The 24,289-nt window shown below is 72.0% G+C and carries 25 protein-coding genes and 1 riboswitch; of the genes, 12 read left to right on the forward strand and 13 right to left on the reverse strand.

The annotated features are described in order from the left end of the window. The first annotated feature begins 266 nt into the window (after window positions 1-266). Window positions 267-881 (forward strand): DUF4126 domain-containing protein, encoded by a 615-nt coding sequence (locus GKQ77_RS06650; RefSeq protein WP_219687778.1) that lies wholly within the window; start codon window positions 267-269, stop codon window positions 879-881. 49 nt (window positions 882-930) lie between these two features. After that, window positions 931-2,430 (forward strand): phytoene desaturase family protein, encoded by a 1,500-nt coding sequence (locus GKQ77_RS06655; protein ID WP_219687779.1) that lies wholly within the window; start codon window positions 931-933, stop codon window positions 2,428-2,430. Window positions 2,431-2,446: 16 nt separating this feature from the next. Here GKQ77_RS06655 and GKQ77_RS06660 read toward each other — a convergent pair whose 3' ends face one another. The 5 genes from GKQ77_RS06660 to GKQ77_RS06680 form a co-directional block, all read right to left on the reverse strand. After that, entirely contained in the window at window positions 2,447-3,319 is an 873-nt protein-coding gene (locus GKQ77_RS06660; RefSeq protein ID WP_219687780.1) for a hypothetical protein, read from the reverse strand. 52 nt (window positions 3,320-3,371) lie between these two features. Continuing rightward, complete coding sequence (gene metF, locus GKQ77_RS06665; RefSeq protein ID WP_219687781.1) at window positions 3,372-4,289, reverse strand: methylenetetrahydrofolate reductase [NAD(P)H]; 918 nt, start codon at window positions 4,287-4,289, stop codon at window positions 3,372-3,374. A gap of 125 nt (window positions 4,290-4,414) precedes the next feature. Then, window positions 4,415-5,077 carry a thiamine phosphate synthase gene (thiE, locus tag GKQ77_RS06670; protein ID WP_219687782.1) on the reverse strand — a complete coding sequence of 221 codons (663 nt, stop codon included), beginning with the start codon at window positions 5,075-5,077 and terminating at the stop codon, window positions 4,415-4,417. A 93-nt stretch (window positions 5,078-5,170) separates the two neighbouring features. Beyond that, entirely contained in the window at window positions 5,171-5,536 is a 366-nt protein-coding gene (locus GKQ77_RS06675) for an Rv2175c family DNA-binding protein (protein ID WP_219687783.1), read from the reverse strand. An 88-nt stretch (window positions 5,537-5,624) separates the two neighbouring features. Next, the gene (locus tag GKQ77_RS06680) at window positions 5,625-6,860 is read right to left on the reverse strand and encodes an NAD(P)/FAD-dependent oxidoreductase (RefSeq protein WP_219687784.1); all 1,236 of its coding nucleotides are present in this window, start codon (window positions 6,858-6,860) and stop codon (window positions 5,625-5,627) included. 131 nt (window positions 6,861-6,991) lie between these two features. Next, window positions 6,992-7,105: riboswitch (TPP riboswitch) on the forward strand. Between the two features lie 123 nt (window positions 7,106-7,228). On the opposite strand from GKQ77_RS06680, the gene thiO reads away from it, so the two are divergent. The 6 genes from thiO to GKQ77_RS06710 all read left to right on the forward strand — a co-directional run bounded on the left by thiO (window position 7,229) and on the right by GKQ77_RS06710 (window position 13,180). Further along, window positions 7,229-8,392, forward strand: a complete 1,164-nt coding sequence (gene thiO, locus GKQ77_RS06685; RefSeq protein ID WP_308117569.1) for a glycine oxidase ThiO — start codon at window positions 7,229-7,231, stop codon at window positions 8,390-8,392. Next, window positions 8,389-8,601 (forward strand): sulfur carrier protein ThiS, encoded by a 213-nt coding sequence (gene thiS, locus GKQ77_RS06690; RefSeq protein ID WP_219687786.1) that lies wholly within the window; start codon window positions 8,389-8,391, stop codon window positions 8,599-8,601. The genes thiO and thiS overlap by 4 nt, the downstream gene beginning before the upstream one ends. A gap of 7 nt (window positions 8,602-8,608) precedes the next feature. Further along, a complete protein-coding gene (locus tag GKQ77_RS06695) occupies window positions 8,609-9,412 on the forward strand; it encodes a thiazole synthase (protein ID WP_219687787.1) in 804 nt (267 codons plus the stop codon). 174 nt (window positions 9,413-9,586) lie between these two features. After that, window positions 9,587-11,560 carry a Stk1 family PASTA domain-containing Ser/Thr kinase gene (gene pknB, locus GKQ77_RS06700; RefSeq protein WP_219687788.1) on the forward strand — a complete coding sequence of 658 codons (1,974 nt, stop codon included), beginning with the start codon at window positions 9,587-9,589 and terminating at the stop codon, window positions 11,558-11,560. A 91-nt stretch (window positions 11,561-11,651) separates the two neighbouring features. Next, window positions 11,652-12,527, forward strand: a complete 876-nt coding sequence (locus GKQ77_RS06705) for a deoxyribonuclease IV (RefSeq protein ID WP_219687797.1) — start codon at window positions 11,652-11,654, stop codon at window positions 12,525-12,527. Between the two features lie 80 nt (window positions 12,528-12,607). Continuing rightward, window positions 12,608-13,180, forward strand: a complete 573-nt coding sequence (locus GKQ77_RS06710; protein WP_219687789.1) for a DUF4396 domain-containing protein — start codon at window positions 12,608-12,610, stop codon at window positions 13,178-13,180. Between the two features lie 33 nt (window positions 13,181-13,213). On the opposite strand, the gene GKQ77_RS06715 is transcribed toward GKQ77_RS06710, so the two are convergent. Continuing rightward, window positions 13,214-13,846 (reverse strand): sulfite oxidase-like oxidoreductase, encoded by a 633-nt coding sequence (locus GKQ77_RS06715; protein ID WP_219687790.1) that lies wholly within the window; start codon window positions 13,844-13,846, stop codon window positions 13,214-13,216. Window positions 13,847-14,011: 165 nt separating this feature from the next. Here GKQ77_RS06715 and bfr point away from each other — a divergent pair, with 165 nt between their 5' ends. Further along, complete coding sequence (bfr, locus tag GKQ77_RS06720; RefSeq protein WP_125512325.1) at window positions 14,012-14,491, forward strand: bacterioferritin; 480 nt, start codon at window positions 14,012-14,014, stop codon at window positions 14,489-14,491. A gap of 13 nt (window positions 14,492-14,504) precedes the next feature. Here the strand turns inward: bfr and GKQ77_RS06725 are convergent, their stop codons facing one another. The 3 genes from GKQ77_RS06725 to GKQ77_RS06735 all read right to left on the reverse strand — a co-directional run bounded on the left by GKQ77_RS06725 (window position 14,505) and on the right by GKQ77_RS06735 (window position 17,222). Further along, window positions 14,505-14,738, reverse strand: a complete 234-nt coding sequence (locus tag GKQ77_RS06725) for a (2Fe-2S)-binding protein (RefSeq protein WP_219687791.1) — start codon at window positions 14,736-14,738, stop codon at window positions 14,505-14,507. 166 nt (window positions 14,739-14,904) lie between these two features. Then, on the reverse strand, window positions 14,905-16,257 hold the full coding sequence (locus GKQ77_RS06730) for a class II 3-deoxy-7-phosphoheptulonate synthase (RefSeq protein WP_125512327.1): 1,353 nt from the start codon (window positions 16,255-16,257) through the stop codon (window positions 14,905-14,907). A gap of 35 nt (window positions 16,258-16,292) precedes the next feature. After that, entirely contained in the window at window positions 16,293-17,222 is a 930-nt protein-coding gene (locus GKQ77_RS06735; protein WP_219687792.1) for a DUF2867 domain-containing protein, read from the reverse strand. 45 nt (window positions 17,223-17,267) lie between these two features. Between GKQ77_RS06735 and GKQ77_RS06740 the strand changes: the two genes are divergently transcribed. The 3 genes from GKQ77_RS06740 (at window position 17,268) to GKQ77_RS06750 (ending at window position 19,955) form a co-directional block, all read left to right on the forward strand. Beyond that, window positions 17,268-17,861, forward strand: coding sequence for a TetR/AcrR family transcriptional regulator (locus tag GKQ77_RS06740; protein ID WP_219687793.1), 594 nt, complete (start codon window positions 17,268-17,270; stop codon window positions 17,859-17,861). Between the two features lie 10 nt (window positions 17,862-17,871). Next, window positions 17,872-17,931, forward strand: coding sequence for a trp operon leader peptide (locus GKQ77_RS34055; protein WP_106977022.1), 60 nt, complete (start codon window positions 17,872-17,874; stop codon window positions 17,929-17,931). A gap of 107 nt (window positions 17,932-18,038) precedes the next feature. After that, window positions 18,039-19,955 carry an anthranilate synthase family protein gene (locus GKQ77_RS06750; protein WP_219687794.1) on the forward strand — a complete coding sequence of 639 codons (1,917 nt, stop codon included), beginning with the start codon at window positions 18,039-18,041 and terminating at the stop codon, window positions 19,953-19,955. Here GKQ77_RS06750 and GKQ77_RS06755 read toward each other — a convergent pair. The 4 genes from GKQ77_RS06755 to macS all read right to left on the reverse strand — a co-directional run bounded on the left by GKQ77_RS06755 (window position 19,898) and on the right by macS (window position 24,264). Continuing rightward, complete coding sequence (locus GKQ77_RS06755) at window positions 19,898-20,902, reverse strand: 2-hydroxyacid dehydrogenase (protein WP_219687795.1); 1,005 nt, start codon at window positions 20,900-20,902, stop codon at window positions 19,898-19,900. The genes GKQ77_RS06750 and GKQ77_RS06755 overlap by 58 nt on opposite strands. 185 nt (window positions 20,903-21,087) lie before the next feature. After that, entirely contained in the window at window positions 21,088-22,125 is a 1,038-nt protein-coding gene (locus GKQ77_RS06760) for a 6-phosphofructokinase (protein ID WP_219687796.1), read from the reverse strand. A gap of 133 nt (window positions 22,126-22,258) precedes the next feature. Beyond that, on the reverse strand, window positions 22,259-22,966 hold the full coding sequence (locus tag GKQ77_RS06765) for a response regulator (protein ID WP_219687798.1): 708 nt from the start codon (window positions 22,964-22,966) through the stop codon (window positions 22,259-22,261). A gap of 50 nt (window positions 22,967-23,016) precedes the next feature. Continuing rightward, complete coding sequence (gene macS, locus GKQ77_RS06770) at window positions 23,017-24,264, reverse strand: MacS family sensor histidine kinase (RefSeq protein WP_219687799.1); 1,248 nt, start codon at window positions 24,262-24,264, stop codon at window positions 23,017-23,019. Window positions 24,265-24,289: the final 25 nt, after the last annotated feature.

The following is a 24,289-nucleotide window of genomic DNA, read 5'->3' on the forward strand; positions in this document are numbered from 1 at the left end:
GTTCGCCCCCCGTGTGGTCGCCCCCGAGTCACCCCCGTACCTCGCTCCCGCCTCGCGGCGGGAGGAGCGGCCAAGGGCGCGGCGCGGTTCCGCCGCCCCGTGTCGGCGGTACCGGCGCCGTGCCCTTCTCCGTGCCCCACACTCTTCCGTCTGCGCAGGTGGGGGCCCATCCGCGCGCGTACTCATCTCGCGATCTAGGTACCTGTACTCAGGAGTGCGCGCTCATCCCCAGGCCGGCCCGCCCCGGACTGGTTACGATCGCCTCCGTGTCCGTACTCCCCCTGGTGTTCACCAGCGGCTGGGCGAGCGGGATCAACGCGTACGCCGTTGTCCTGCTGCTCGGCGTCTTCGGCGCGACCGGGATCAGCGACGAGGTCCCCGAGGCGCTTCAGCGGCCGGATGTGCTGATCGCCGCCGGTGTGCTCTTCGTCTGTGAGGCCGTCGCCGACAAGATCCCGTACGTGGACTCGGTCTGGGACTCGGTGCACACCGTGATCCGGCCGGTGTCGGGAGCCGTGGTGGGGGCGCTCCTCGCGGGGCAGAGCGGGTCCCTCCCGGATCTCGCCGCAGGGGCTGTGGGCGGGACGACGGCGCTGGCGAGCCACGCGGTGAAGGCCGGGACGCGGATGGCGATCAACACCTCGCCCGAGCCGTTCAGCAACGTCGTGATGAGCACGGCCGAGGACCTCGGGGTCGGCGGGATCATCTCCTTCGCGATGTTCTATCCGGAGGCCGCCGCGATCATCGCGGCGGTGCTCCTGTTGCTCGGCCTCTTCCTGCTGGTCTTCCTCGTCTCGCGCATCCGCCGCTTCCTGCGGCGCAGGGCGCAGCGGCGCGAGGAGAGGCGGCTCGCGGCGCGGACGGGGCCGCCGCCGCCCTGAGTCCGGGGCTGCGGCGTGACTGTCAGTGGCGGCCGATAAAGTCCCTGGCATGGCACGGATTGTGGTGATCGGCGCCGGGATGGGCGCCATGACGGCTGCCGCCCGGCTGGCCGTCGCGGGCCACCGGGTGGTGGTGTACGAGCGCGGGCGGACGTACGGCGGCTCGCTCGGCGCGGTCGAGCGTGACGGGTTCACCTTCGACACCGGCCCGGGGCTCCTCCCGCTCCCCGCCGTCTACCGCGACGTGTTCGTCAAGACCGGCAAGGAGCCCCTGGAGGAGTGCGTCACGCTCTCCCAGGTGGAGCCCGCCGTGCGCCACGTCTTCGCCGACGGCACCACGACCGACCTGCCGAACGCCTCGCGCGCGGGCGTCGGCGAGGCCCTGGACGCGGCTCTCGGCGACGGCGCCGGCGCCCGCTGGGCGGCGTTCATGAACCGCGCGAGGGAGACCTGGGACCGCACCCGCCGCCCCCTCCTGGAAGAGCCCCTGTACGCGAACTGGCAGGTGCTCGGCGCCCGCGAGCCCTACCCCGCGGTGCCCCACAAGCGCCTGCTGCGCCGCGAGCGCCGCGCGGCCACGGTCGGTGAGATCGGCGCTCTCGAGCTGGGCGGCGACGCCCGCCTGGTGGCGCTCCTGGAGCAGTTCGCCCTCGCACAGGGCCTCGATCCCCGGACGGCCCCGGCGAGCGCGGCCGTCCTGCCGTACATGGAGCAGACCTTCGGCACCTGGTCGGTGCGGGGCGGTATGCGCGCGCTGGCCACCGCGTTGTACGAGCGGTGCCTGGCCCGCCGGGTCGAGTTCGTGTTCGATGCGGCGGTGGTCCAGATCGTCGAGAAGGACGGCCGTGCGGCGGGTGTGGAGCTGGCGGACGGCACGACGGCCGACGCCGACTTCGTGGTCGCCGGAGTGGCCCCCACCGCCCTGCGCGAGATGCTTCCCGGTGTGGACATACGGGCGCAGGGTGACGTCCCCCCGCGTGCCGGGCTCCCCAGCCGCCTGACGGTCCTCCTTGCCCTGTCCGGCGCCCGCCCCGAGTCCACCCCGCACCGGACGGTGGTGCACTCCGCCGACCGTCAGGACGAGTTGGACCGCCTCTTCGGAGAGCGCCCCGGGCTCCCCGCCTCCCCCACCGTCACGGTGCTGCGCCCCGACGACCCGGACCTCACGCCCGACGGCGCGCACGAGGCGGTGACGCTCACGGCGACGGTGCCCGCGCACCTGGAGGTGACCCCGGCCGACGTGGAGCGGGTGATCTCCCGCGCCGAGGCCGCGGTCCCCGGGCTGCGCGAGCGCCTGCTGTGGCACGAGGTGCGCACCCCCGCCGACATCGCGGAGGCCACCGGCGCCGAGGGCGGCGCGGTCCCGCCCCCGGCGCTCGCCGCGGCCGGCGGAAAGCTCCTGCACCCGGCCAACGGCACCCGGCTGCCGGGCCTGTTCGCGGTCGGCGGCTGGTCGCACCCCGGCGGCGGCCTGCCCCACGCGGGCATGTCGGGCGCGCTGGTGGCGGGGCTGATCGTCGAGGGGCCGGAGTTCCGCGGCTCGCAGTGACGGCCTCCGGAGAGGCTCAGTAGCGGTACTGCTGCCCGTTGTGACCGGAGTGCCCCTGGCCGTCGGCGGACCCGTCCTGGTAGGGGTACGGCTGCTCCGGTGGGAGTTCACCGCCGTAGGGCTCGTCGGTGGTGCGCTGGTGCGGCACCCAGACACCGCCGGGCGGGGTGTCGTTGTACACCTCGCCGAGCCCGCCGTAGGTGTCGCCGCCGTACGGGGCGTAACTCTGCTGGCCGCTCTGCTGATCGCCCTGCTGGCCGCCGTACGCGTCGTAGCCCTGCCCGGCGCCGTAGGTCTGCGTGCCGACGTACGGGTCGGAGTACGCGGCGTACTGCTGGTGCCCGGTCTCGTCGTAGCCGTAGCTCTGCTGGTCGTAGCCGGTGTAGGCCGCCGCGTCATAGCCCTGGCCGTCACCCTGATAGGTGTCGCCCGCGGCCGGCGGGGCGTACGCGGCGTCGCTGTACACGCCGTACTGCCCGGTGTCGTCGGGCAGCGGCTCCGGCGCGTAGACCCCCGGGTCGTGCTCTGGCGGCGGCGGGACCTGCTCGTACTCCAGGTCGGAGACCTGAAGCGCCGGTTCCGTCACCGGCGCGGCGGCCCGCGCGGGCTTCTTGCGGCGCTTGCTGAGCCCCGGCTTCCCGCCGAGCGCCCAGCCGGTGGAGAAGCCCCGGCGGAACGAGAGCGTCACGTAGGTCTGGCCCGTGGCGAAGGCGATGGCGCCGACCGCGATGAGCCACACCGCCGGCAGCAGCACGCCCACGACGACACCGAGGAAGCCCACGAAGGCCAGCAGGCGCCAGCGCAGCCTGGCCTTGTACTGCAGCAGGACCTCGCCGAGCAGCCACAGCGCGACGAACCCGAACGCGATGTAGAGGACCGTCCAGCCCACGTACGCCCCTCTCCCCTACGGCCGCCGCCCGTGGACACGGGGGTACGGCCGTTCAGGCCTGCCGGTGCAGGCCAAGATTCTCGTAGATTTCCAGCGTCGCCGTGGAGTTGTTGAGCGTGATGAAGTGCAATCCCGGCACGCCTTCGGCCAGCAATCGCGCGCAGAACTCCGTCGCGAACTCGATGCCAATGGAGCGTACAGCGGCGGGATCGTCTTTCGCCGCGAGGATCCTGTCTTTCAGCTCGGCCGGGAACACGGCGTTGCTGAGCTGGGGCAGCCGGTCGAGCTGGCGGACGTTGGTGACCGGCATCATCTCGGGGATGATCGGCGTCGCGCAGCCCGCCGCCTCGACGCGGTCGCGCAGCCGCAGATACTCCTCGGGGTCGAAGAACATCTGCGTGATCGCGTAGTCCGCGCCGGCCTTGCACTTGTCGATGAAGTACCGGGTATCGGACTCCCAGTCGGGCGAGCGGGGGTGCATCGCGGGGAAGGCGGCGACGCCCACGCAGAAGTCGCCGGACTCCTTGATCAGTTCGACCAGTTCGGCGGCGTACGTCAGGCCCTCGGGGTGCGCGACCCACTCGCCGAGCGGGTCGCCGGGCGGGTCGCCGCGGACCGCGAGCATGTTCCGGATCCCGGCGTCCGCGTACTGCCCGATGATGTTGCGCAGCTCGGCCACGGAGTGGTCGACGGCGGTCAGGTGTGCGACCGGCGTCAGGGTGGTGTCGGCGACGATCTGCTGGGTCTCCTTGACCGTGCCGGTGCGCGTCGAACCGCCCGCTCCATAGGTCACGGAGACGAAGTCCGGGGCGACCGCCTCGACCCGGCGCAGCGCGTTCCACAGATTCCGCTCGCCCTTCGGGGTCTTCGGCGCGGAGAACTCGAACGAGTACGTCTTCTTGCCGGTCGCGAGCATGTCGCGCACGGTGCGTGCGCGGTCAGTCCTGGTGGAAGCTGTGCCTAGGGCCATATGGGCAGGTTAGCCAGGCGGCGGCGGTCCCCCAACCGGGTCTTGGGATTTCACCGGATTTGCCGGTTTCTTGTCCACGGATCGGACACGGCCGGGAGAGGACTCGGGCGTCGCCGAGCCGCGCCTCAGTCGGCCGTACGCAGCCGCTTCGCGAAGTCCGCCGCGGCCGCGCCCGGGTCGTCGGCCTCGGTGATCGCCCGCACGACGACCACGCGCCGCGCGCCCGCTTCGAGCACCTGGTCGAGGTTGCCCGCGTCGATGCCGCCGATGGCGAACCAGGGGCGGTCCGTGCCGAGCGCGGCCGTGTAGCGGACGAGGTCGAGGCCCGGGGCGTAACGGCCCGGCTTGGTGGGCGTGGGCCAGCAGGGGCCCGTGCAGAAGTAGTCCACGCCCTCCTGGACGGCGGCCGCCGCGGCCTCGGACTCGGCGTGCGTGGAACGGCCGATGAGCACGTCGTCGCTACTGGCGCCGAGGATGGCGCGGGCCGCACCGACCGGCAGGTCGCCCTGGCCGAGGTGCAGCACGTCGGCGCCGCTGGCGTGCGCCACGTCCGCGCGGTCGTTCACCGCGAGGAGCTTGCCGTGGCGCCGGGCGGCGTCGGCGAAGACCTGGAGGTGCTCCAGCTCCTCACCGGCCTCCATGCCCTTGTCGCGCAGCTGCACGATGTCGACGCCGCCCGCGAGGACGGCGTCGAGGAACTCGGGGAGGTCTCCCTGGCGCTTGCGGGCGTCCACGCACAGGTAGAGCCGGGCGTCGGCGAGCTGGGCGCGCGGATGGTCGGCGGCCATGGAGAGGTCCCCCCGGTGTCGATGGGCGTGCGGGCCGCGCGTCACGCGGCCCGCACCCCGAACGGTGTGTTCAGTCGTACGACGAACGCCTGCTCAGACGGCGAGCGCCTGGGCGCGGCGCTTCACCTCCGTGCCGCGATTCTCGCTCAGCGCCTGCGCGGGGGTGCCGGGCAGGGTCGGGTCGGGGGTGAAGAGCCATTCGAGCATCTCTTCGTCGGAGAAGCCGTCGTCCCTCAGGAGCGTCAGGGTGCCTGTCAGGCCCTTGACGATCTTGTCGCCGTCGATGAAGGCGGCCGGCACCTGAAGCGTCCGGTTCTCACCACGGCGTACGGCGATCAGCTGGCCCTCCTTGACCAGCTGGCGCACGCGCGTGACCTCGACATCGAGCATTTCCGCGATGTCGGGGAGGTGGAGCCAGGCGGGGACGAGAGCGTCGGTCTTTGCGTCAATCTCGGTCACGGGGCAAGGGTATCTCTGGCCGGGGGCCCGGGCGTGCGGGGCGCTCCTTCAGGGAAGCGTTCTCCCCATAGCGCTGCCTGCAGTGCCCCTACAGCGCCGCCTTCTTGAGCGGGACCGAGGGGTCCATCGCCAGGGCCGGGTCCAGGTGGGTGGCCGTCTCGATCAGTTTGCGGCCCTGCGCCAGGTCCCTCGGGCGGCCCACCGCGAGGACCGCCACCAGGGCGCCCTCGCGCAGCCAGCAGACCGACCAGGCCACGCCCGTGGGGTCGCCGCGCCGGACCAGTTCGTCGGAGTCCGTGTGATGGCCCGCGTACTGCACGAAGCGGCCGAACTGCTCCGACCAGAAGTACGGCACCGGGTCATACGCCACCGGGGTCTCGCCGATGATGTTCGCCGCCACCGTGCGCGGGCCCTGGAGGGCGTTGTCCCAGTGGTGCACGAGCAGGCGCTCGCCGTACCTCCCCGAGGGGAAGGAGGCGCAGTCGCCGACCGCGTAGACATCCGGCACCGAGGCGCGCAGGTGGTCGTCGGCCAGGACCTCCCGGTGGGCGCCGAGCGCGATGCCGGAGCCGGTCAGCCAGGCCGTCGCGGGCCGTGCGCCGATGCCGACGACGACGGCGCCCGCGGGCAGCCGCGTCCCGTCGGCGAGGATCACGGCGCCGGGCTCGACGCGCTCCACGCGCGCGTGGGTGCGCAGTACGGCTCCGGAGTCGGCGTACCAGCCCGCCATGGGCGCGGCGACCTCCGCGGGCAGCGCCCCCATGAGCGGGCGGCCCGCGGCCTCGACCACGGTGACGGCGCAGCCCGCCTCGCGCGCGGCCGTGGCGAACTCGGCGCCGATCCAGCCCGCCCCCACGACCACGATGTCGTACTGCTCGGCGAGGACCGGCCGCAACCGCTCGGCGTCGTCCAGGGTGCGCAGGAGGTGGACCCCGGGGACGCCGTCGGCGCCCGGCAGCCTGATCGGTTCGGCGCCGGTCGCGAGGACCAGGACGTCGTAGCCGAGCGGGCCGTCGCCGGTGTCCAGTTCGTGGTCGGCGGGCCGCACCCCGGTGACCTCGCGGCCCAGGGTGAGGTCGATGCCGAGCGCCTCGAAGTCGATGTCGAAGGCGGAGCCCTCCGCCTTGCCGAGCAGCACCGCCTTGGACAGCGGCGGCCTGTCGTAGGGCTGGTGGGGTTCCGCCCCGATGAGGCTGATGGTGCCGGTGAACCCCTGTTCGCGCAGGGCCACGGCGGTCTGCACCCCGGCCATCCCGGCGCCGACGATGACCACGTGCCGCCCGGCCCGGCCCTGCTGCTCGCTCTGCCTCTGCTGCTCGCTCACCCGATCACTGTAGGGCGGCGGGCGGTGGCGCCTTCAGAGGCGGGCGAGGAGATCTCTGACACACCGTCACCGCCCATACCCGGACAGCTCCCCCTACTGCCGCGCGGGGCGACGGGCTAGGGTGGCCGGTGCAGAGCACTCGCGGGAGCCCGGACGCACCGGGCTGAGAGGGAGGCTGGGACGGCCTCCGACCGTACGAACCTGATCCGGGTCATGCCGGCGAAGGGAGGGGCTGGACGCCCATGCGGCCATGTACTTCATCAGATACGTCACCATCGGACACGCCACCACCACGGACCTCGCCCTCATGTACACCACCGGCGGACGCACCACCGGCGGGGTCGAGGGCTCCGACGGACGTCCTCGTCGTGGGGGGCGGGATCATCGGCCTGGTCACGGCCTGGCGGGCCGCCCAGCGCGGGCTCTCCGTCGCCGTCGTGGACCCCGCTCCCGGCGGCGGTGCCGCGCAGGTCGCGGCGGGCATGCTGGCCGCCGTCACCGAGCTGCACCACGGCGAGCAGACCCTGCTCGCGCTCAACCTCGCCTCCGCGCGCCGCTATCCGGCCTTCGCCGCCGAGCTGGCCGAGGCGAGCGGCTGTGGTCCCGGCGGTCTCGGCTACCGCGCGTGCGGCACCCTCGCCGTCGCGCTCGACTCCGACGACCGCGCCCATCTGCGCGAACTGCACGCCCTCCAGCGCCGGTCCGGGCTCGAATCGGAGTGGCTGAGCGGCCGCGAGTGCCGCCGTCTCGAGCCGATGCTCGCGCCGGGTGTGCGCGGCGGGCTGCGCGTGGACGGCGACCACCAGGTCGACCCGCGCAGGCTCGCGGCGGCCCTCCTTGTGGCCTGCGAGCGGGCGGGCGTGGCCCTGCACCGCGCGTGGGCCGAGCGGCTTTCGGTCGTACGCGACCGGGCCCGCGGAGTGGTCCTCGCGGACGGCACCGAGCTGCACGCGGGGCAGACCGTGCTGGCGGCGGGCAGCCTCAGCGGGCGGCTCGCGGGCGTCCCCGACGACGTCCTGCCGCCCGTACGGCCGGTGAAGGGGCAGGTGCTGCGGCTGAGCGTGCCCAAGCCGTACGCGCCGTTCCTGAGCCGCACCGTGCGCGCCGTCGTGCGCGGCAGCCACGTCTACCTGGTGCCGCGCGAGAACGGCGAGCTCGTCGTCGGCGCCACCAGCGAGGAGCTGGGCTGGGACACCACGGTCACCGCGGGCGGCGTCTACGAACTTCTGCGGGACGCCCACGAACTCGTACCCGGCATCACGGAACTGCCGCTGACCGAGACCCGCGCGGGCCTGCGCCCCGGCTCCCCGGACAACGCGCCCCTGCTCGGCCCGACGCGTCTTCCCGGCCTCCAGCTGGCCACCGGGCACTACCGCAACGGCGTCCTGCTGACGCCCCTGACGGGCGAGGTCATGGCGCACTCCCTGGTCACCGGCGAACTCCCCGACGAGGCGCTGGCGTTCACCCCGAGGCGCTTCGCCGAGCCCTCCCTCGTACCCCCTACGCAGTCCTTCACGGAGCAACCCGCATGAGTACGCCCTTGTCCGTATCCGTCAATGGAGAGGTCCGGGAGGTGGCCTCGGGCACCACGCTCGCCGCCCTTGTCGCCACCCTCACCGCGGCGCACTCCGGTGTCGCCGCCGCCCTCAACGAAACCGTCGTCCCGCGCGCGCGGTGGGCCAGCACGGAGCTGACCGCCGGTGACCGCGTGGAAGTACTCACCGCCGTCCAGGGAGGCTGATCCGACCATGGCAGACGACCCCTTCGTCCTCGGCGGGCTCGCCCTCTCCTCGCGCCTGATCATGGGCACGGGAGGGGCGCCCAGCCTCGACGTCCTGGAGCGCTCCCTGATCGCGTCGGGCACGGAGCTGACCACGGTCGCGATGCGCCGCCTCGACCCGGGCGTGCAGGGCTCGGTGCTCTCCGTCCTCGACCGGCTCGGCATCCGCGTCCTGCCGAACACGGCGGGCTGCTTCACCGCGGGCGAGGCCGTCCTGACCGCCCGCCTCGCGCGTGAGGCGCTCGGCACCGACCTGGTGAAGCTGGAGGTCATCGCGGACGAGCGGACGCTGCTGCCCGACCCGATCGAACTCCTGGACGCCGCGGAGACCCTGGTCGACGACGGCTTCACGGTCCTGCCCTACACGAACGACGACCCGGTGCTCGCGCGCAAGCTCCAGGACGTGGGCTGCGCGGCGATCATGCCGCTCGGCTCCCCCATCGGCTCCGGGCTCGGCATCCGCAACCCCCACAACTTCCAGCTGATCGTCGAGCACGCGCGCGTGCCGGTGATCCTGGACGCGGGCGCGGGCACGGCGTCCGACGCCACGCTCGCGATGGAGCTGGGGTGCGCGGGTGTGATGCTCGCCTCCGCCGTGACGCGGGCGCAGGAGCCGGTCCTGATGGCGGAGGCCATGCGGCACGGCGTTGAGGCGGGGCGCCTCGCGTACCGGGCCGGGCGCATCCCTCGGCGGCACTTCGCGGAGGCGTCCTCTCCTGCGGAGGGCATGGCTCGGCTGGATCCGGAGCGGCCGGCTTTCGGCACGCCTTGAGCAAGGCGGGGTTCTGCTCGCTCGCGGCCGGCCGCCGGTGGGGGCTTGGCGCCCAGTTCCCCGCGCCCTTTACGGGGCGCCCCGGCCCGGTGCCTGTCACAGCTCGGCTTCAGTCCCGCCCTGAATTCACCCGGGCGGAACGGGCCGTCGGTGGCGGCTCGTAGACTCCCCTGCGTGGACACGACCCTTCAGGACCCCCTCGTCGGGCAGCTGCTCGACAGCCGTTACCGGATCGAGGGGCGCATCGCGGTCGGCGGGATGGCCACGGTCTACCGGGCCGTGGACACCCGCCTCGACCGCGTGCTCGCGCTCAAGGTGATGCACCCCACGCTGGCGGCCGACGCCTCCTTCGTGGACCGTTTCATCCGCGAGGCCAAATCGGTCGCCCGCCTCTCGCATCCGAACGTGGTCGGCGTCTTCGACCAGGGCACCGACGGGTCGTACGTCTATCTGGCGATGGAGTACGTCGCGGGCTGCACGCTCCGTGACGTCCTGCGCGAGCGCGGCGCGCTCCAGCCGCGGGCCGCGCTCGACATCCTGGAGCCGGTCCTCGCCGCCCTCGGCGCGGCGCACCGCGCCGGGTTCGTACACCGCGACATGAAGCCGGAGAACGTCCTCATAGGGGACGACGGCCGGGTGAAGGTCGCCGACTTCGGGCTCGTACGCGCGGTGGACACCGTCACGAACACGACCGGCACCGTCCTCGGGACCGTCTCCTACCTCGCCCCCGAGCAGATCGAGCACGGCACGGCGGACACCCGCGTGGATGTGTACGCGTGCGGGGTCGTGCTCTACGAGATGCTGACCGGCGCCAAGCCGCACACGGGCGACTCCCCCGCCCAGGTCCTCTACCAGCACCTCAACGAAGACGTGCCGTCCCCGTCGGCGGCCGTCCCGGGGCTCGCCTTCGAGCTGGACGAGCTGGTCGCCTCCGCCACGGCCCGCACCCCCGACGTGCGGCCCTACGACGCGGTGGCCCTGCTCGCCCAGCTCAGGGAGGCACGGTCCGCGCTCAGCGAGGAGCAGCTGGACGCGGTGCCCCCGCAGGCCCGCACGACGGGGCACGACAACGCCGAGGACCGCACCAGCGTGATCCCGCGCGCGGCGCGCTCCACACAGCTCCCGCTCCCCGCCGAGGGCGAGCAGGCGCATGACCGGGGCGGGCAGGACCCGATGAACCGCACCAGTGTCCTGACCACACCGCCGCCCGCCCCGCCCGCGCCCCCCTCCGGGGCGCGGGCGGGGCGCGCCCGGTTCGACCCGCGCCGCCGCACGCTCGTGGTGGTCGCCGCGGTCCTCCTTGCCCTGGGCCTCGGCGCGGGCGTCTGGTACATCAACTCCGGCCAGTTCACGGAGGTCCCGCCGCTGCTCGCGAAGACCGAGGCGCAGGCGAGGCAGCGTCTCGAGGAGGCCGGTCTTGAGGTCAAGGACGTCAAGCGCGCGTACAGCGACACCGACAAGCGCGGCACGGTCATGGACACCGACCCCGCGGCGGGCGACCGCATCCGGCAGAACGGCCAGGTGACGCTGACCGTCTCGCGCGGCCCGGAGAAGGTGAAGGTGCCGGACGTCAAGGGCATCCCGCTCGCGGAGGCGAAGAAGGAGCTGAAGAACTCCGGCCTCGCGCCCGGCATGGTCACCAAGGGCTTCAGCAGCACCATCAACAAGGGCTCCGTGATCAGCACGGACCCGCGGGCGGGCTTCACCCGCAAGGCGGACTCGGCCGTCGCCCTGGTCGTCAGCAAGGGCCGCGCGGTCCAGGTCCCCGACGTGACGGGCGAGTCCGAGGCGGACGCCGTCGCCGACCTGAAGGAGGCCGGGCTCAAGGCGAAGATCATGCCGACCCGTGTCCACTCCGAGGACGAGGACAAGGGGGACGTGGCCAGGCAGTCCCCCGGGGAGGACGAGCAGCTGGCCGAGGGCGACACGGTCGAGCTGACGATCTCCAAGGGCCCGCCGATGGTCGTGGTCCCGGACGTGACCGGGATGGACGTCGACGACGCCGTGGCGAAGCTGGAGTCGGCGGGCTTCGAGGTCGAGAAGGACCGCGGCCTGCTCGGCCTCTTCGGGGACACGGTGAAGGACCAGTCGGTGGACGCGGGCGACAAGGCGCCTAAGGGGTCGACGATCACCATCGAGATCCGATGACCTATCCCACCCCGCTCCGATGGCCGTCCGCCCCCGCGCCCGTGCCACCCTGGACGGTGTGAGCAGCAACAAGTCCCCCGAGAAGGCGCCCATGGCGTCCCTGGGCGCCGCGTCCCGCAATCCCGTCGGCGCCCATGTCCCCGTCGCCGGCGGTCTCGCCTCCGTAGGCCTGCCGTACGCCCGCGACCTCGGCGCCGAGGCCGTCCAGGTCTTCGTCGCCAACCCGCGCGGCTGGGCGACCCCGCCCGGCAACCCCAAGCAGGACGAGGCGTTCCGCGCGACCTGCGCCGCCGAGGGCATCCCGGCGTACGTCCACGCGCCCTACCTCATCAACTTCGGCTCGCACACCGAGGCGACCGCCGAGAAGTCCGTGGACTCCCTGCGGCACTCGCTGCGCCGGGGCCGCGCGATCGGGGCGCTCGGAGTCGTCGTCCACACCGGTTCGGCGACGGGCGGACGGGACCGCGGGGTCGCCCTCAAGCAGGTGCGCGAGCTGGTGCTGCCGCTGCTCGACGAGCTGACGCACGACGACGACCCGTTCCTGCTCCTGGAGTCCACCGCGGGCCAGGGCGCCTCCCTCTGCTCCCGCACGTGGGACTTCGGGCCGTACTTCGAGGCGCTGGACTCCCACCCCAAGCTGGGCATCTGCCTGGACACCTGCCACATCTACGCCGCGGGCCACGACCTGACGGGCCCGGGCGGCATGAAGCAGACGCTGGACCTGCTCGTGGACACGGTCGGCGAGGGCCGTCTGAAGCTCGTGCACGCCAATGACTCCAAGGACGTCGTCGGCGCCCACAAGGACCGTCACGAGAACATCGGCACCGGACACATCGGCGAGGACCCCTTCCGCGAGCTGATGCTCCACCCCGCCACCGAGGGCGTACCGCTGATCATCGAGACGCCCGGCGGCAAGGAGGGGAACGCGGCGGACGTGGCGCGGCTGAAGGGGCTCAGGAGCAGCTAGCGACTCTTGAAAGGTACCCCTGGGGGGTATACGGTTCCTGTGAGGCGACAGGAACCGTTATCCGACGTTGGGGGCTCCTCATGCAGCACGACACACACGCCGAGCATGCGCACCACGGCCACGAGCACGGCCATCAGCACGGCCAGAGCCACGAGCACGGCCAGAGCCACGAGCATGGCCACCAGCACGGCCAGGGCCACGCGCACGGCCCCGGCAAGGTCAGCTGGCGCACGGCCGCGCAGGCCACCCTGCACTGCCTCACCGGCTGCGCCATCGGCGAGGTGCTCGGCATGGTCATCGGCACCGCGCTCGGCTGGGGCAATGTGCCGACGATGGCGCTCGCGATCGCCCTGGCGTTCACCTTCGGGTACGCCCTCACCCTGCGCGGCATCCTGAAGGCGGGCGTCGACTTCAAGACGGCGTTCCGGGTCGCGCTCGCCGCCGACACCCTCTCCATCGCCGTGATGGAGCTGATCGACAACGGCGTGATCGCGCTCTGGCCCGGCGGCATGGACGCGCACCTGAGCGACCCGATGTTCTGGTGGATCCTCGCCTTCGCGCTGGCCGCCGCGTTCGTGGTCACCACGCCGGTGAACAAGTGGATGATCGGCCGCGGCAAGGGCCACGCGGTGGTCCACCAGTACCACCACTGAACGGACACGCCACCCAGGGCCAGGCCCTGGGGCTCAGAGCTCGGGGCCGTCCCCGGGCTCTTCCTGGTAGGAGTAGCGCTGCTCCCGCCAGGGGTCGCCGACGTTGTGATAGCCGCGCTCCTCCCAGAAGCCGCGGCGGTCGGCGGTCATGTACTCGACGCCGCGGACCCACTTGGGGCCCTTCCAGGCGTACAGATGGGGAACCACGAGCCGCAGCGGGAAGCCATGCTCGGCGGTGAGCAGTTCGCCGCCCTTGTGGGTGGCGAAAATCGTGCCCTCGGCGGCGAAGTCGGCCATCCGCAGGTTCGAGCTGAAGCCGTACTCGGCCCAGACCATGACATGGGTGGCCTCGGGCGCGGGCGGCGCCAGCTCCAGGAGCGTGCGGGCCGGCACCCCGCCCCACTCGGCGCCCAGCATGCTGAACTTCGTGACGCAGTGCAGATCGGCGACGACCGTCGCGTACGGCAGGGCCGAGAACTCCTCATGGGTCCAGCACTGCTTCTCGCCGTCCGCGGTGGCCCCGAAGACCCTGAACTCCCAGCGCTCCGGGCGGAACTTCGGCACCGGGCCGTAGTGCGTGACCGGCCAGCCGCGCTGCAGCCGCTGACCCGGCGGAAGCTCCGGCTCCGCTGCCTGTCGAGATGCGCGTTCCGCCGGCTGACCCATGACTCCATCCTGACAGACGGGGGAAGGTGGAGGTGACCAGACGAAGTCTGACAGATACGGATTGGGGCAACTCCTACTAAGCGTGCACTTACTGGACGGCCTCCGAACGCCGGTGCAAAGATGCGCGCTACCTGCCCAGTTACCCGTGTGGAAGGAGCCTCTGCGATGCAGGGCGACCCCGAGGTCATCGAATTTCTCAACGAGCAGCTGACCGCCGAGCTGACGGCGATCAACCAGTACTTCCTGCACGCCAAGATGCAGGAGAACTTCGGCTGGACGAAGCTCGCCAAGTACACCCGCGCAGAGTCGTTCGACGAGATGAAGCACGCGGAGGTGCTGACCGACCGGATCCTGTTCCTCGACGGTCTGCCCAACTACCAGCGGCTCTTCCACGTCCGCGTGGGCCAGACGGTCACCGAGATGTTCCAGGCCGACCGGCAGGTTGAGGTGGAGGCGATCGACCGCCTCCGGCGCGGGATCGAGGTGATGCGGGCCAAGGGCGACATCACGTCCGCCAACATCTTCGAGTCGATCCTCGCGGACGAGGAGCACCACATCGACTATCTCGACACCCAGCTGGAACTGGTCGAGAAGCTGGGCGAGCCGCTCTATCTGGCGCAGCTCATCGAGCAGCCGGAGAGCTAGACCCCCGGTAGGCCTAGGCCGCCTCGTCGAGCGAGGTCAGCACCGGCTCTCCCTGGTCGACGAGCTCGCGGCGCGGGCACGCGCCCCGGCCGAGGAGCGCCTGGATGCGGCGCACGCACGAACCACAGTCCGTGCCCGCCTTGCAGGCCGAGGCTATCTGGCGGGGGGTGCAGGCACCGTCCGCCGCGTGCTTCTTCACCTGCGCCTCGGTGACCCCGAAGCAGTTGCAGACGTACACGCGGCTCACCTCCCGGACGGGGACGGACGGACAGGACTCATCGGTAGCGCCGTCCCGATTGATCGGTGAGGCTAACCTAACCTTACCCATCTCTCCGGGCACACAAAAGCCCCCGATACGCCGGTGGGGCGCGGATCACATGGATCCGCGCCCCACACGTACGTACAGCCGGTAATTACTGGTCGCGGTACATCTCCGCCACCAGGAACGCCAGGTCGAGCGACTGGCTGCGGTTGAGCCGCGGGTCGCAGGCCGTCTCGTAGCGCTGGTGCAGGTCGTCGACGAAGATCTCGTCGCCGCCGCCCACGCACTCGGTGACGTCGTCACCGGTCAGCTCGACGTGGATGCCGCCCGGGTGCGTGCCGAGGGCCTTGTGGACCTCGAAGAAGCCCTTGACCTCGTCGAGCACGTCGTCGAAGCGGCGGGTCTTGTGGCCGGAGGCCGCCTCGTAGGTGTTGCCGTGCATCGGGTCGGTGATCCAGGCGACGGTCGCGCCGGACGCGGTGACCTTCTCGACCAGCTCGGGCAGCTTGTCGCGGACCTTGTCGGCGCCCATGCGGACGATGAAGGTCAGCCGGCCGGGCTCGCGGTCGGGGTCGAGGCGCTCGATGTACTGCAGCGCCTCCTCGGCCGTCGTCGTCGGGCCGAGCTTGACGCCGATGGGGTTGCGCACCTGGGAGGCGAACTCGATGTGCGCGCCGTCCAGTTGACGGGTGCGCTCGCCGATCCAGACCATGTGGGCCGAGGTGTCGTAAAGGCGGCCGGTGCGGGAGTCGACGCGGGTCAGCGCGCCTTCGTAGTCGAGCAGCAGCGCCTCGTGGGAGGCGTAGAACTCGACGGTCTTGAACTCCTCCGGGTCGGTGCCGCAGGCCCGCATGAAGTGGAGCGCGTTGTCGATCTCGCGGGCCAGCTGCTCGTAGCGCTGGCCGGAGGGGGACGACTTCACGAAGTCCTGGTTCCAGGCGTGCACCTGGCGCAGGTCGGCGTAGCCGCCGGTGGTGAAGGCGCGGACCAGGTTGAGCGTGGAGGCGGAGGCGTTGTACATCCGCTTCAGGCGCTCGGGGTCCGGGATCCGGGCCTCTTCGGTGAAGGCGAAGCCGTTGACGGAGTCGCCCCGGTAGGTCGGGAGCGTCAGGCCGTCGCGGGTCTCGGTCGGCTTGGAGCGCGGCTTGGAGTACTGCCCCGCGATGCGGCCCACCTTCACGACGGGCACGGACGCCGCGTACGTGAGGACGGCGCCCATCTGGAGCAGGGTCTTCAGCTTGTTCCGGATGTGGTCGGCCGATACGGCGTCGAAGGCCTCGGCGCAGTCGCCGCCCTGGAGCAGGAACGCCTCTCCCTTGGCGACAGAGGCCAGTCGGGCGCGCAGCTGGTCGCACTCGCCCGCGAAGACGAGCGGCGGATACGACTCGAGGTCCGCGATCACATCGCGCAGAGCCTCGGCATCGGGGTACTCAGGCTGCTGCGCCGCGGGCAGGTTCCGCCAGGTGTTGCCACCGCTTGCGGTGGTCTTAGCGTTCACGGTCACCTCGTCAACATTACGGGGTCCAACGCGCCGCCCATTCACCCGCTCACCAAGTGAGACGCAGGCGACACGGACGAGCGCCCGCCCCGCGCGGCCCGCTCCCCCGCGCTCGGCGCCGCGAGGGCGAGCCTGCGGTGCGCGCGGCGGAGCATCAGGCGGGCCATGAAGGGGTGGACGGGCCTGACCGCGCCCCAGTAGAGCCGGGCGCGCCAGGTGTCCGCCCGCACGGCCGAGCTGAGCGTGACGTGCCGCTCGTCGACCAGGATCGAGGCGCGGGCGGTCAGGCCTGCCGTGTTCACGTCCATCAGCAGCTCGCCGCCCTCGCGGGCGAGGGTGGGGAAGGAGTCGCCCAGGACGCCGGTCCACGCGCCGGGGTCGCGGGGCAGGCCCGGGCGCATCTCCACGCGGTACGCGTCCTGGTAGCCGGGCCGCTCCACGGAGGCGTGGAGCAGGCGGGCCTCCCGCGGCACCTCCACCGTCCGCGCCCTGGGCCACCAGAGCCTGTGGAGCAGCCGGAGCCAGGGCGACCAGCGCACGGGCCGCGGGCAGCCGCCCGCCACCGCGCGCTCGATGTTGTCGAACAGCTCTTCCATCATCGAGTCGTGGACCGGGCGGACGGCCGTCGGCCACAGAAGCCGGTCCACACCGTGCCAGCGCGTCTCCAGGACGTGCCGCACCCGGCAGCGCCCCTCGCCAAGCGGCTCGACGGTCAGCTCGTGGAAGCCCTCCTCCGGCGGAGTGAAGGCGAAGCGGACACGGCGGCCCGGCTCGTGGGCCGTGACCGCGTACCGGATCGGGCCGTGGCCGCCGGTCGCGCCGACGCCCAGAGGCCGGTCGAAGGTCATCGGCTCCCAGGCCGGGGTGGGGAAGATCGGGTCGTCCTCGGCGGAGAGCCGGTCGAGCAGCGCCCCCACCGCCTCCGCCGAGGCCTGGATGACCCGCTCGTGCTCGTTGCGTACGACTCCCATGCCGCACCTCCATACGCTGGCGTATGGTCAACCGTACGGTACCGTATGGACATGGCGCAACGACAGCAGAGGAAGAGTCCGGCGAAGCCCCGGCTGTCCGCCGACGACTGGGCGGACGCCGCGCTCGCGGCGATCGGCGAGGGCGGTCTCGCGGCCGTCGCCGTGGAGCCTCTTGCCGTCCGTCTGGGCACCACCAAGGGCAGCTTCTACTGGCACTTCGCGGGCCGTGACGCGCTCATCGAGGCAGCCCTCGACCGCTGGGCCAAGCTCCACACCGAGGGGATGATCAGCCACGTGGAGGCCGAGCCCGACCTGCGCAAGCGGATCCGGCTGCTCTTCGCCGAGTCGGTCGGCGCCGCCGCGTCCGGCTCGCTCGAGGTCTCCCTGCTCGCGACCGCAGGCCACCCGCAGGTGGCGGCGGCCCTGCGGAAGGTGACCGAGCGCCGCGTGGCGTACGTCGCCGAACTCTTCGCGGGACTCGGCTTCCCCGAGGCGGAGGCGCGCAGACGCGGCCTGCTCGCGTACAGCGTCTATCTGGGCCACACCCAGCTCGGCCACGCGGTGCCCTCGGTGCTGCCCGCCCCGCACGAATTCGGCGCGTATCTCGACGACAGCCTCGATCTCCTGATGATGCGCTAAGGTGCCGGACATGCACGCGCAGACGACGACTCGTAACTGGTGGTGGCCCGCTCATCCGGCGGCCCACTGACTGCGCGTATCCAGAACTCGCGAAGGCCGCCCGAGGGGCGGCCTTCTGTGTTTCCCGGACTCCCGGGGGCGGGGCCGTTCCTCTCCGAGTGAGAAGGAACAGAACCCATGCACACGACAGGACCCCAGCAGTCGGCCGTCCTCGCCGACCTCCTCTCCGATGACCGCCCCTTCGCCCTGCTGCACCGCCGCACACCGGGCCGCGACCACGACACGGTCGAGGTTTTCATCGGCCCCACCGGCACCTACGACCGCCTCGCGGACATCCCCGAGGGCCTGGCGCTCGTGCCGTTCCGGCAGATCAGGGAGCGCGGCTTCGACGTCCGCGACGACGGCACGCCGCTGACCGTCCTCACCCCCGAGGAGAGTCACGAACTCCCGCTCGAAGCGGCCCTGTCCGCGCTGCCCGCGCACGAGGTGCGGGTCGAGGGCGGCGCCTTCGACGTGGACGACGCGGCGTACGCGGACATCGTGGGGCGCGTCCTGCGCGAGGAGATCGGGCGGGGCGAGGGCGCCAACTTCGTCATCCGTCGTACGTACGAGGGTGAGATCCCCGGCTTCGGCAGGGCGGACGCCCTCGCGCTCTTCCGGCGGCTCCTGGTGGGCGAGCGTGGCGCGTACTGGACGTATGTCGTGCACACGGGGGACCGCACACTCGTCGGGGCGAGCCCCGAGGTGCATGTGCGGATGTCCGGCGGGACGGTCGTCATGAACCCCATCAGCGGCACCTACCGCTACCCGGCCGACGGACCCACCCCCGATGACCTGCTCGCCTTCCTCGCCGACGGCAAGGAGACCGAGGAGCTGTCGATGGTCGTCGACGAGGAGCTGAAGATGATGTGCACCGTCGGCGACATGGGCGGGGTGGTGATCGGGCCGCGCCTGAAGGAGATGGCCCATCTCGCGCACACCGAGTACGAGCTGCGGGGCAAGTCGTCGCTGGACGTGCGCGAGGTCCTGAAGGAGACCATGTTCGCGGCGACCGTCACCGGCTCGCCGGTGCAGAACGCCTGCCGGGTCATCGAGCGGCACGAGGCGGGAGGGCGGGGCTATTACGCCGGTGCTCTCGCACTCGTCGGGCGGGACGCGGGCGGCGCGCAGACCCTGGACTCCCCCATCCTGATCCGCACCGCCGACATCTCCGCGTCGGGGAGGCTGCGGGTGCCGGTCGGCGCGACGCTCGTGCGCGGCTCGGACCCGGCGGGCGAGGTCGCGGAGACCCACGCCAAGGCGGCGGGCGTCCTTGCCGCCCTCGGCGTACGCCCCGGGCGGCCCCGCGACGAGGCGGTTCGCCCCGCCCTCGCCGACGATCCACGCGTGCGTGCCGTTCTGGACGGGCGGCGCGCCCACCTCGCGCCGTTCTGGCTGCGGATGCAGGAGCCGGCCCGTGAGCTCGCCGGGCACGCGCTCGTCGTGGACGGCGAGGACACGTTCACCGCGATGCTCGCGCACGTCCTGCGCTCCCTGGGCCTCGCGGTATCGGTTCGGCGGTACGACGAGGCGGGGCTGCGGGAGGCGGTGCTCGCACACCGGGGGCCCGTCGTGCTCGGCCCCGGCCCTGGCGACCCGTCCGACCTCTCCGACCCGAAGATGCGGTTCCTGCGCTCCCTGACGGCGGAGGTGATCCGGGGCCACGCGTACGGCGTGCTCGGCGTCTGCCTCGGGCACGAGCTGATCTCGGCGGAGCTGGGCCTGGAGATCGTACGCAAGGACGTGCCCCACCAGGGCGCGCAGACGGACATCGACCTGTTCGGGCGGACCGAGACGGTCGGGTTCTACAACAGCTTCACGGCGCGCTGCGACGACGAGGCGGCGGCGGAGCTGGCCGCGCACGGCGTCGAGGTCAGCAGGGACGCGGAGAGCGGGGAGGTGCACGCGGTGCGTGCGATCTCCTTGGCGGGGGTGCAGTTCCACCCGGAGTCGGTGCTGACGCTGCGCGGGGCGGGGATCGTGCGCGAACTGCTCGGTCAGGTCCTCGCGGAAGCGGGGACGAGGAAGTTCTCGGAGCGGCGGCCCGCCGTGTAGTCCAGGACGTTGCGCAGGGTGGTGTCGATGATCTGGCCGACCGCGTCGGTGGTGTAGTACGCCTGGTGGGAGGTGACGACCACGTTCGGGAACGTCACGAGGCGGGCCAGGGTGTCGTCCTCGACGACCTCAAGGGACTTGTCGAGGAAGAACAGGCCCGCCTCGGCCTCGTACACATCGAGCCCCACGCCCGTGAAGCGCCCGGCGCGCAGCTCCGTGACGAGGGCGTCGGTGTCGATCAGGCCGCCGCGGCTGGAGTTCACCAGGATCGCGTCGTCCTTCATCGTCCGCAGCGCGGCGGCGCCGATGAGGTGCTGCGTCGAGGGGAGCAGCGGCACGTGCAGGCTGATCAGGTCGGCCTCGGCGAAAAGCTGCTCCTTCTCGACGTACGTCATGCCCAGCTCGACGCAGGCCGGATTGCGCACGGCGTCCCAGCCGAGCAGCTTCATGCCGAAGCCGTGCGCGATCCGGGTGAACGCCTCGCCGATCTTGCCGGTGCCGAGGACGCCGACGGTACGGCCGCGCAGATCGCGGCCCATCAGGCCGTCGAGGCGGAAGTCGAAGTCGCGGGTGCGGTTGCTCGCGCGGACGATGCGGCGGTTGACGGCCATCGCCAGGGTCCAGGCGAACTCGGCCACGGAGTACGGCGAGTACGACGAGACGCGGGCGACGGTCAGGCCCAGGCGCTCCGCGACCTGGAGATCGATGTTGTTGAAGCCGGTGGAGCGCTGGGCGATCATCTGTGTGCCGCCCGCGGCGAGAGTCTGCAGGACGTGGTTGTCCAGGGTCGCGTTGACGCTGGAGGAGATGATCTCGTAGCCGGTGGCGATGGGGGCGGTGTCCTCGTTCAGGAACACGTCCAGGCAGCGGATGTCGTGGTGTCCCTCGAAGGCCTTCTCGATCAGCGGCTTCTCGTCGGACTGCACGCCGAATGCGAGGATCTCCATGGCGTGAGTCTAAGTACCGGGTGCTGGGACGGCACCCGGAGCCTTGGCCAGGGCCGTCCCTCGTGCGCCTACGCCTGCGGGCCGTCGTGTGCCTCTATCCGCGGGCCGTCGTGGGCTGGTCGCGCAGTTCCCCGCGCCCCTTCGGGGCGCTCCTCCGCGGGGCGCTCCTCAGCGGGGTGCTCTGCTCAGCCGAAGAAGATGCCGACCTCCGTGTACAGCGCCGGGTCCACCGTCTTCAGCTTCGCCGTCGCCTCCGCGATCGGGACGCGGACGATGTCCGTGCCCTTGAGGGCGACCATCTTGCCGAAGTCGCCGTCCCGTACCGCCTCGATCGCGTGCAGGCCGAAGCGCGTGGCGAGCCAGCGGTCGAAGGCGCTCGGGGTGCCGCCGCGCTGGACGTGTCCGAGGACCGTGGTGCGCGCCTCCTTGCCGGTGCGCCCCTCGATCTCCTTGGCGAGCCATTCGCCGACCCCGGAGAGGCGGACGTGCCCGAAGGAGTCCTGCGTACCGTCCTTGAGGACCATCTCGCCGTCCTTCGGCATCGCCCCTTCCGCGACGACGACGATCGGGGCGTACGACGCCTTGAAGCGCGAGGTCACCCATGCGCAGACCTGCTCGACGTCGAAGCGCTGCTCGGGGATGAGGATGACGTTCGCGCCGCCCGCGAGGCCCGAGTGCAGGGCGATCCAGCCCGCGTGCCGGCCCATGACCTCGACGACCAGGACGCGCATGTGGGACTCGGCGGTGGTGTGCAGGCGGTCGATCGCCTCGGTCGCGATGCCGACCGCCGTGTCGAAGCCGAAGGTGTAGTCGGTGGCGGAGAGGTCGTTGTCGATGGTCTTCGGGACGCCCACGACCGGGACGCCGTACTCGTCGGTGAGGCGCGCGGCGACACCGAGCGTGTCCTCGCCGCCGATCGCGATGAGGGAGTCGACCTCGTACTTGGCGAGGTTCTCCTTGATGCGGCGCACGCCGTTCTCCGCCTTGAACGGGTTGGTGCGCGAGGAGCCGAGGATCGTGCCGCCACGCGGCAGGATGCCGCGGACCGCGGGGATGCCGAGCGGGACGGTGTCGCCCTCCAGCGGACCGCGCCAGCCGTCCCGGAAACCGACGAAGCCGTAGTCGTACTCCTGCACGCCCTTGCGGACGATGCCCCGGATGACGGCGTTGAGCCCGGGGCAGTCGCCGCCGCCGGTCAGTACGCCGATTTTCTTGGCCCCCATGGGGAGTCCCTTCGCCTCAGTGACCTGACGCGAGTCACGCTAATGGTGATGCAGGTCACTCAGGGACGGGGCGGACGGTCAATTCCTGGGCCACGCTGGGGAGTTGATCACGGGCGTTCACTCGTACGAGGGGTCACGCGTCGGCGGCCTTGTGGGTCTTGTCGGCCTTGTCGATGCCTCGCTCTATCGCGTACCGCACCAGCTCCACCCTGTTGTGCAGTTGGAGCTTGCCCAGGGTGTTCTGGACGTGGTTCTGCACGGTGCGGTGGGAGATGACGAGGCGCTCGGCGATCTGCTTGTAGCTCAGGCCCTTGGCGACCAGGCGCAGCACCTCCGTCTCGCGGTCGGTGAGGCGCGGCGCCCCCGGGTCGTCCGGGGCGCCGGCGGCGGGCTCGGTGGCCAGGCGGCGGTACTCGCCGAGGACCAGGCCCGCGAGGCCGGGTGTGAAGACCGCGTCGCCGACGGCCGTGCGGCGCACGGCGTCGATCAGCTCTTCCGTCGACGCCGACTTCAGGAGATAGCCGGTGGCGCCGGACTTGACGGCCTCCAGGACGTCGGCGTGCTCGCCGCTCGCGGAGAGGACGAGGACGCGCAGCGCGGGGTTGGCGGCGACCAGCTCCTTGCAGACCTGGACGCCGGGCTTCAGCGGGAGGTTCAGGTCGAGGACGAGGACGTCGGGGGCGGCGGCCTGCGCGCGGCGGACGGCCTGCTCGCCGTCGCCCGCGGTGGCGACCACGTCGAGGCTGGCCTCGGCGAGGTCACGGGCGACGGCGTCCCGCCACATGGGGTGGTCGTCGACGACCATGACCTTGACGGGGTCCGCTCCCCCGCCGGTGCCCATGGCCGGTTCCCGCGGCTCCGCCTGGCGCCGGTCCAGCTGACTCTGCTCGCTCATCGTGTCTTTCCCGCCTTCCCCCGTGCGTCCCGCGCCGCTTCGCGCGGGACTTTCAGTTCGACTTCCGTGCCCTGGCCCGGCACCGAGATCAGCTCGGCCGTGCCCCCGATCTCCCGCAGCCGCCCCCTGATCGACAGGGCGACACCCAGGCGCCCCTCCCCCTCGGCCTCGGCGAGCCGCCCCTCGGGGATGCCCGGGCCGTCGTCCCTGACCGTCACGATCACCCCGTCCGGCTCGTCCTCGACCAGGATCCAGGCGTTGGCGTCCGCTCCGGCATGTCTGCGGACATTGTCCAGTGCGGCACTGACAGCGGCCGCCAGCTCCCTCGCGGCGGGCGCCGGGAGGAGAACCGGGGCCCCCGGTTCGGAGAGCGTCACCCTCGACCCGGCGTGCGGGGCGAGGAGCGGGCGCAGATCGCGGGGCACCGGGTCGGCGGCGTCGTACTCCTCGTCCGGTTCCTCGACGGCACGTACGAGCGCGCCCTGCGAGGCGTCCTCCGAGGCGTGCGAGGCGGGGACGAGGCCCCCGGCGACCAGGGTGCGCAGCGCCACCTCCTGCTCGCCCGCGAGCCTGCCCAGCTCCGCGGCCTCGCCGCCGATGGCGGTGCCGCGCCGCTGCACCATGGCGAGGACCTGGAGGACGCTGTCGTGGATGTCGCGGGCGAGGCGTTCGCGCTCGCGGGTGGCGGCCTCGATCTCCAGGGCGCGGGCGAGGGTGCGCTCGGAGGCGCGGGCCACCTCGACGACGTATCCGATGGCGATGGAGGCGATGCAGACGAGCAGGACGTTGTGGACGGTGTCGCGGCTGAACGCCCCGCGCTGCACCACATTGGCGACCCCCACCAGCAGGGAGGCGAAGGCCGCCCAGCGCCAGCCGCCCTTGATGGCGTAGGCGAGGACGGCGCCCGCGGTCCATATGGAGGGCAGCGTCGGGCCGCCCTCGACGATCCGCTGGTGGGAGTCGGCGAGCGGGGTGAGCAGGATGCCGGCGAGGGCCACGGTCAGGTCGATGACGAGGAAGCGCTTGGTGCAGCTCGCGGCGTTCGCCACGCGGGGCAGCGTGCCGAGCGTCCATCCGGCGAGGACCACGTAGTAGGCGATGGCGAGCCAGGGGCGGTCGAGCTTCTCGTGCGCCGTCGCGAAGAGCCCGATGGCGTACAGCATCGTCAGGACGCGGTAGCCGGTGAGCGCGCGCCACAGCGGCTGCTCCACCGACATCCGCATGACTCTCTCGCGCTTGGCCATGTCCCCCACCGCCGTGCCCCTGCCC

It is taken from the genome of Streptomyces anatolicus (assembly GCF_019400875.1).
Lineage (GTDB): Bacteria > Actinomycetota > Actinomycetes > Streptomycetales > Streptomycetaceae > Streptomyces > Streptomyces anatolicus.

What these genes read in the sequence shown, in the direction of transcription:
- thiS (WP_219687786.1), top strand. Translation starts at nt 8,389, where the DNA reads ATGAGTACGCCCTTGTCCGTATCCGTCAATGGAGAGGTCCGGGAGGTG.
- GKQ77_RS06755 (WP_219687795.1), bottom strand. Translation starts at nt 20,902, where the DNA reads ATGGAGATCCTCGCATTCGGCGTGCAGTCCGACGAGAAGCCGCTGATC.
- thiE (WP_219687782.1), bottom strand. Translation starts at nt 5,077, where the DNA reads ATGGCCGCCGACCATCCGCGCGCCCAGCTCGCCGACGCCCGGCTCTAC.
- metF (WP_219687781.1), bottom strand. Translation starts at nt 4,289, where the DNA reads ATGGCCCTAGGCACAGCTTCCACCAGGACTGACCGCGCACGCACCGTG.
- bfr (WP_125512325.1), top strand. Translation starts at nt 14,012, where the DNA reads ATGCAGGGCGACCCCGAGGTCATCGAATTTCTCAACGAGCAGCTGACC.
- GKQ77_RS06715 (WP_219687790.1), bottom strand. Translation starts at nt 13,846, where the DNA reads ATGGGTCAGCCGGCGGAACGCGCATCTCGACAGGCAGCGGAGCCGGAG.
- GKQ77_RS06710 (WP_219687789.1), top strand. Translation starts at nt 12,608, where the DNA reads ATGCAGCACGACACACACGCCGAGCATGCGCACCACGGCCACGAGCAC.
- GKQ77_RS06740 (WP_219687793.1), top strand. Translation starts at nt 17,268, where the DNA reads ATGGACATGGCGCAACGACAGCAGAGGAAGAGTCCGGCGAAGCCCCGG.
- GKQ77_RS06705 (WP_219687797.1), top strand. Translation starts at nt 11,652, where the DNA reads ATGGCGTCCCTGGGCGCCGCGTCCCGCAATCCCGTCGGCGCCCATGTC.
- GKQ77_RS06765 (WP_219687798.1), bottom strand. Translation starts at nt 22,966, where the DNA reads ATGGGCACCGGCGGGGGAGCGGACCCCGTCAAGGTCATGGTCGTCGAC.
- GKQ77_RS06750 (WP_219687794.1), top strand. Translation starts at nt 18,039, where the DNA reads ATGCACACGACAGGACCCCAGCAGTCGGCCGTCCTCGCCGACCTCCTC.
- macS (WP_219687799.1), bottom strand. Translation starts at nt 24,264, where the DNA reads ATGGCCAAGCGCGAGAGAGTCATGCGGATGTCGGTGGAGCAGCCGCTG.
- GKQ77_RS06695 (WP_219687787.1), top strand. Translation starts at nt 8,609, where the DNA reads ATGGCAGACGACCCCTTCGTCCTCGGCGGGCTCGCCCTCTCCTCGCGC.
- GKQ77_RS06760 (WP_219687796.1), bottom strand. Translation starts at nt 22,125, where the DNA reads ATGGGGGCCAAGAAAATCGGCGTACTGACCGGCGGCGGCGACTGCCCC.
- GKQ77_RS06655 (WP_219687779.1), top strand. Translation starts at nt 931, where the DNA reads ATGGCACGGATTGTGGTGATCGGCGCCGGGATGGGCGCCATGACGGCT.
- GKQ77_RS06735 (WP_219687792.1), bottom strand. Translation starts at nt 17,222, where the DNA reads ATGGGAGTCGTACGCAACGAGCACGAGCGGGTCATCCAGGCCTCGGCG.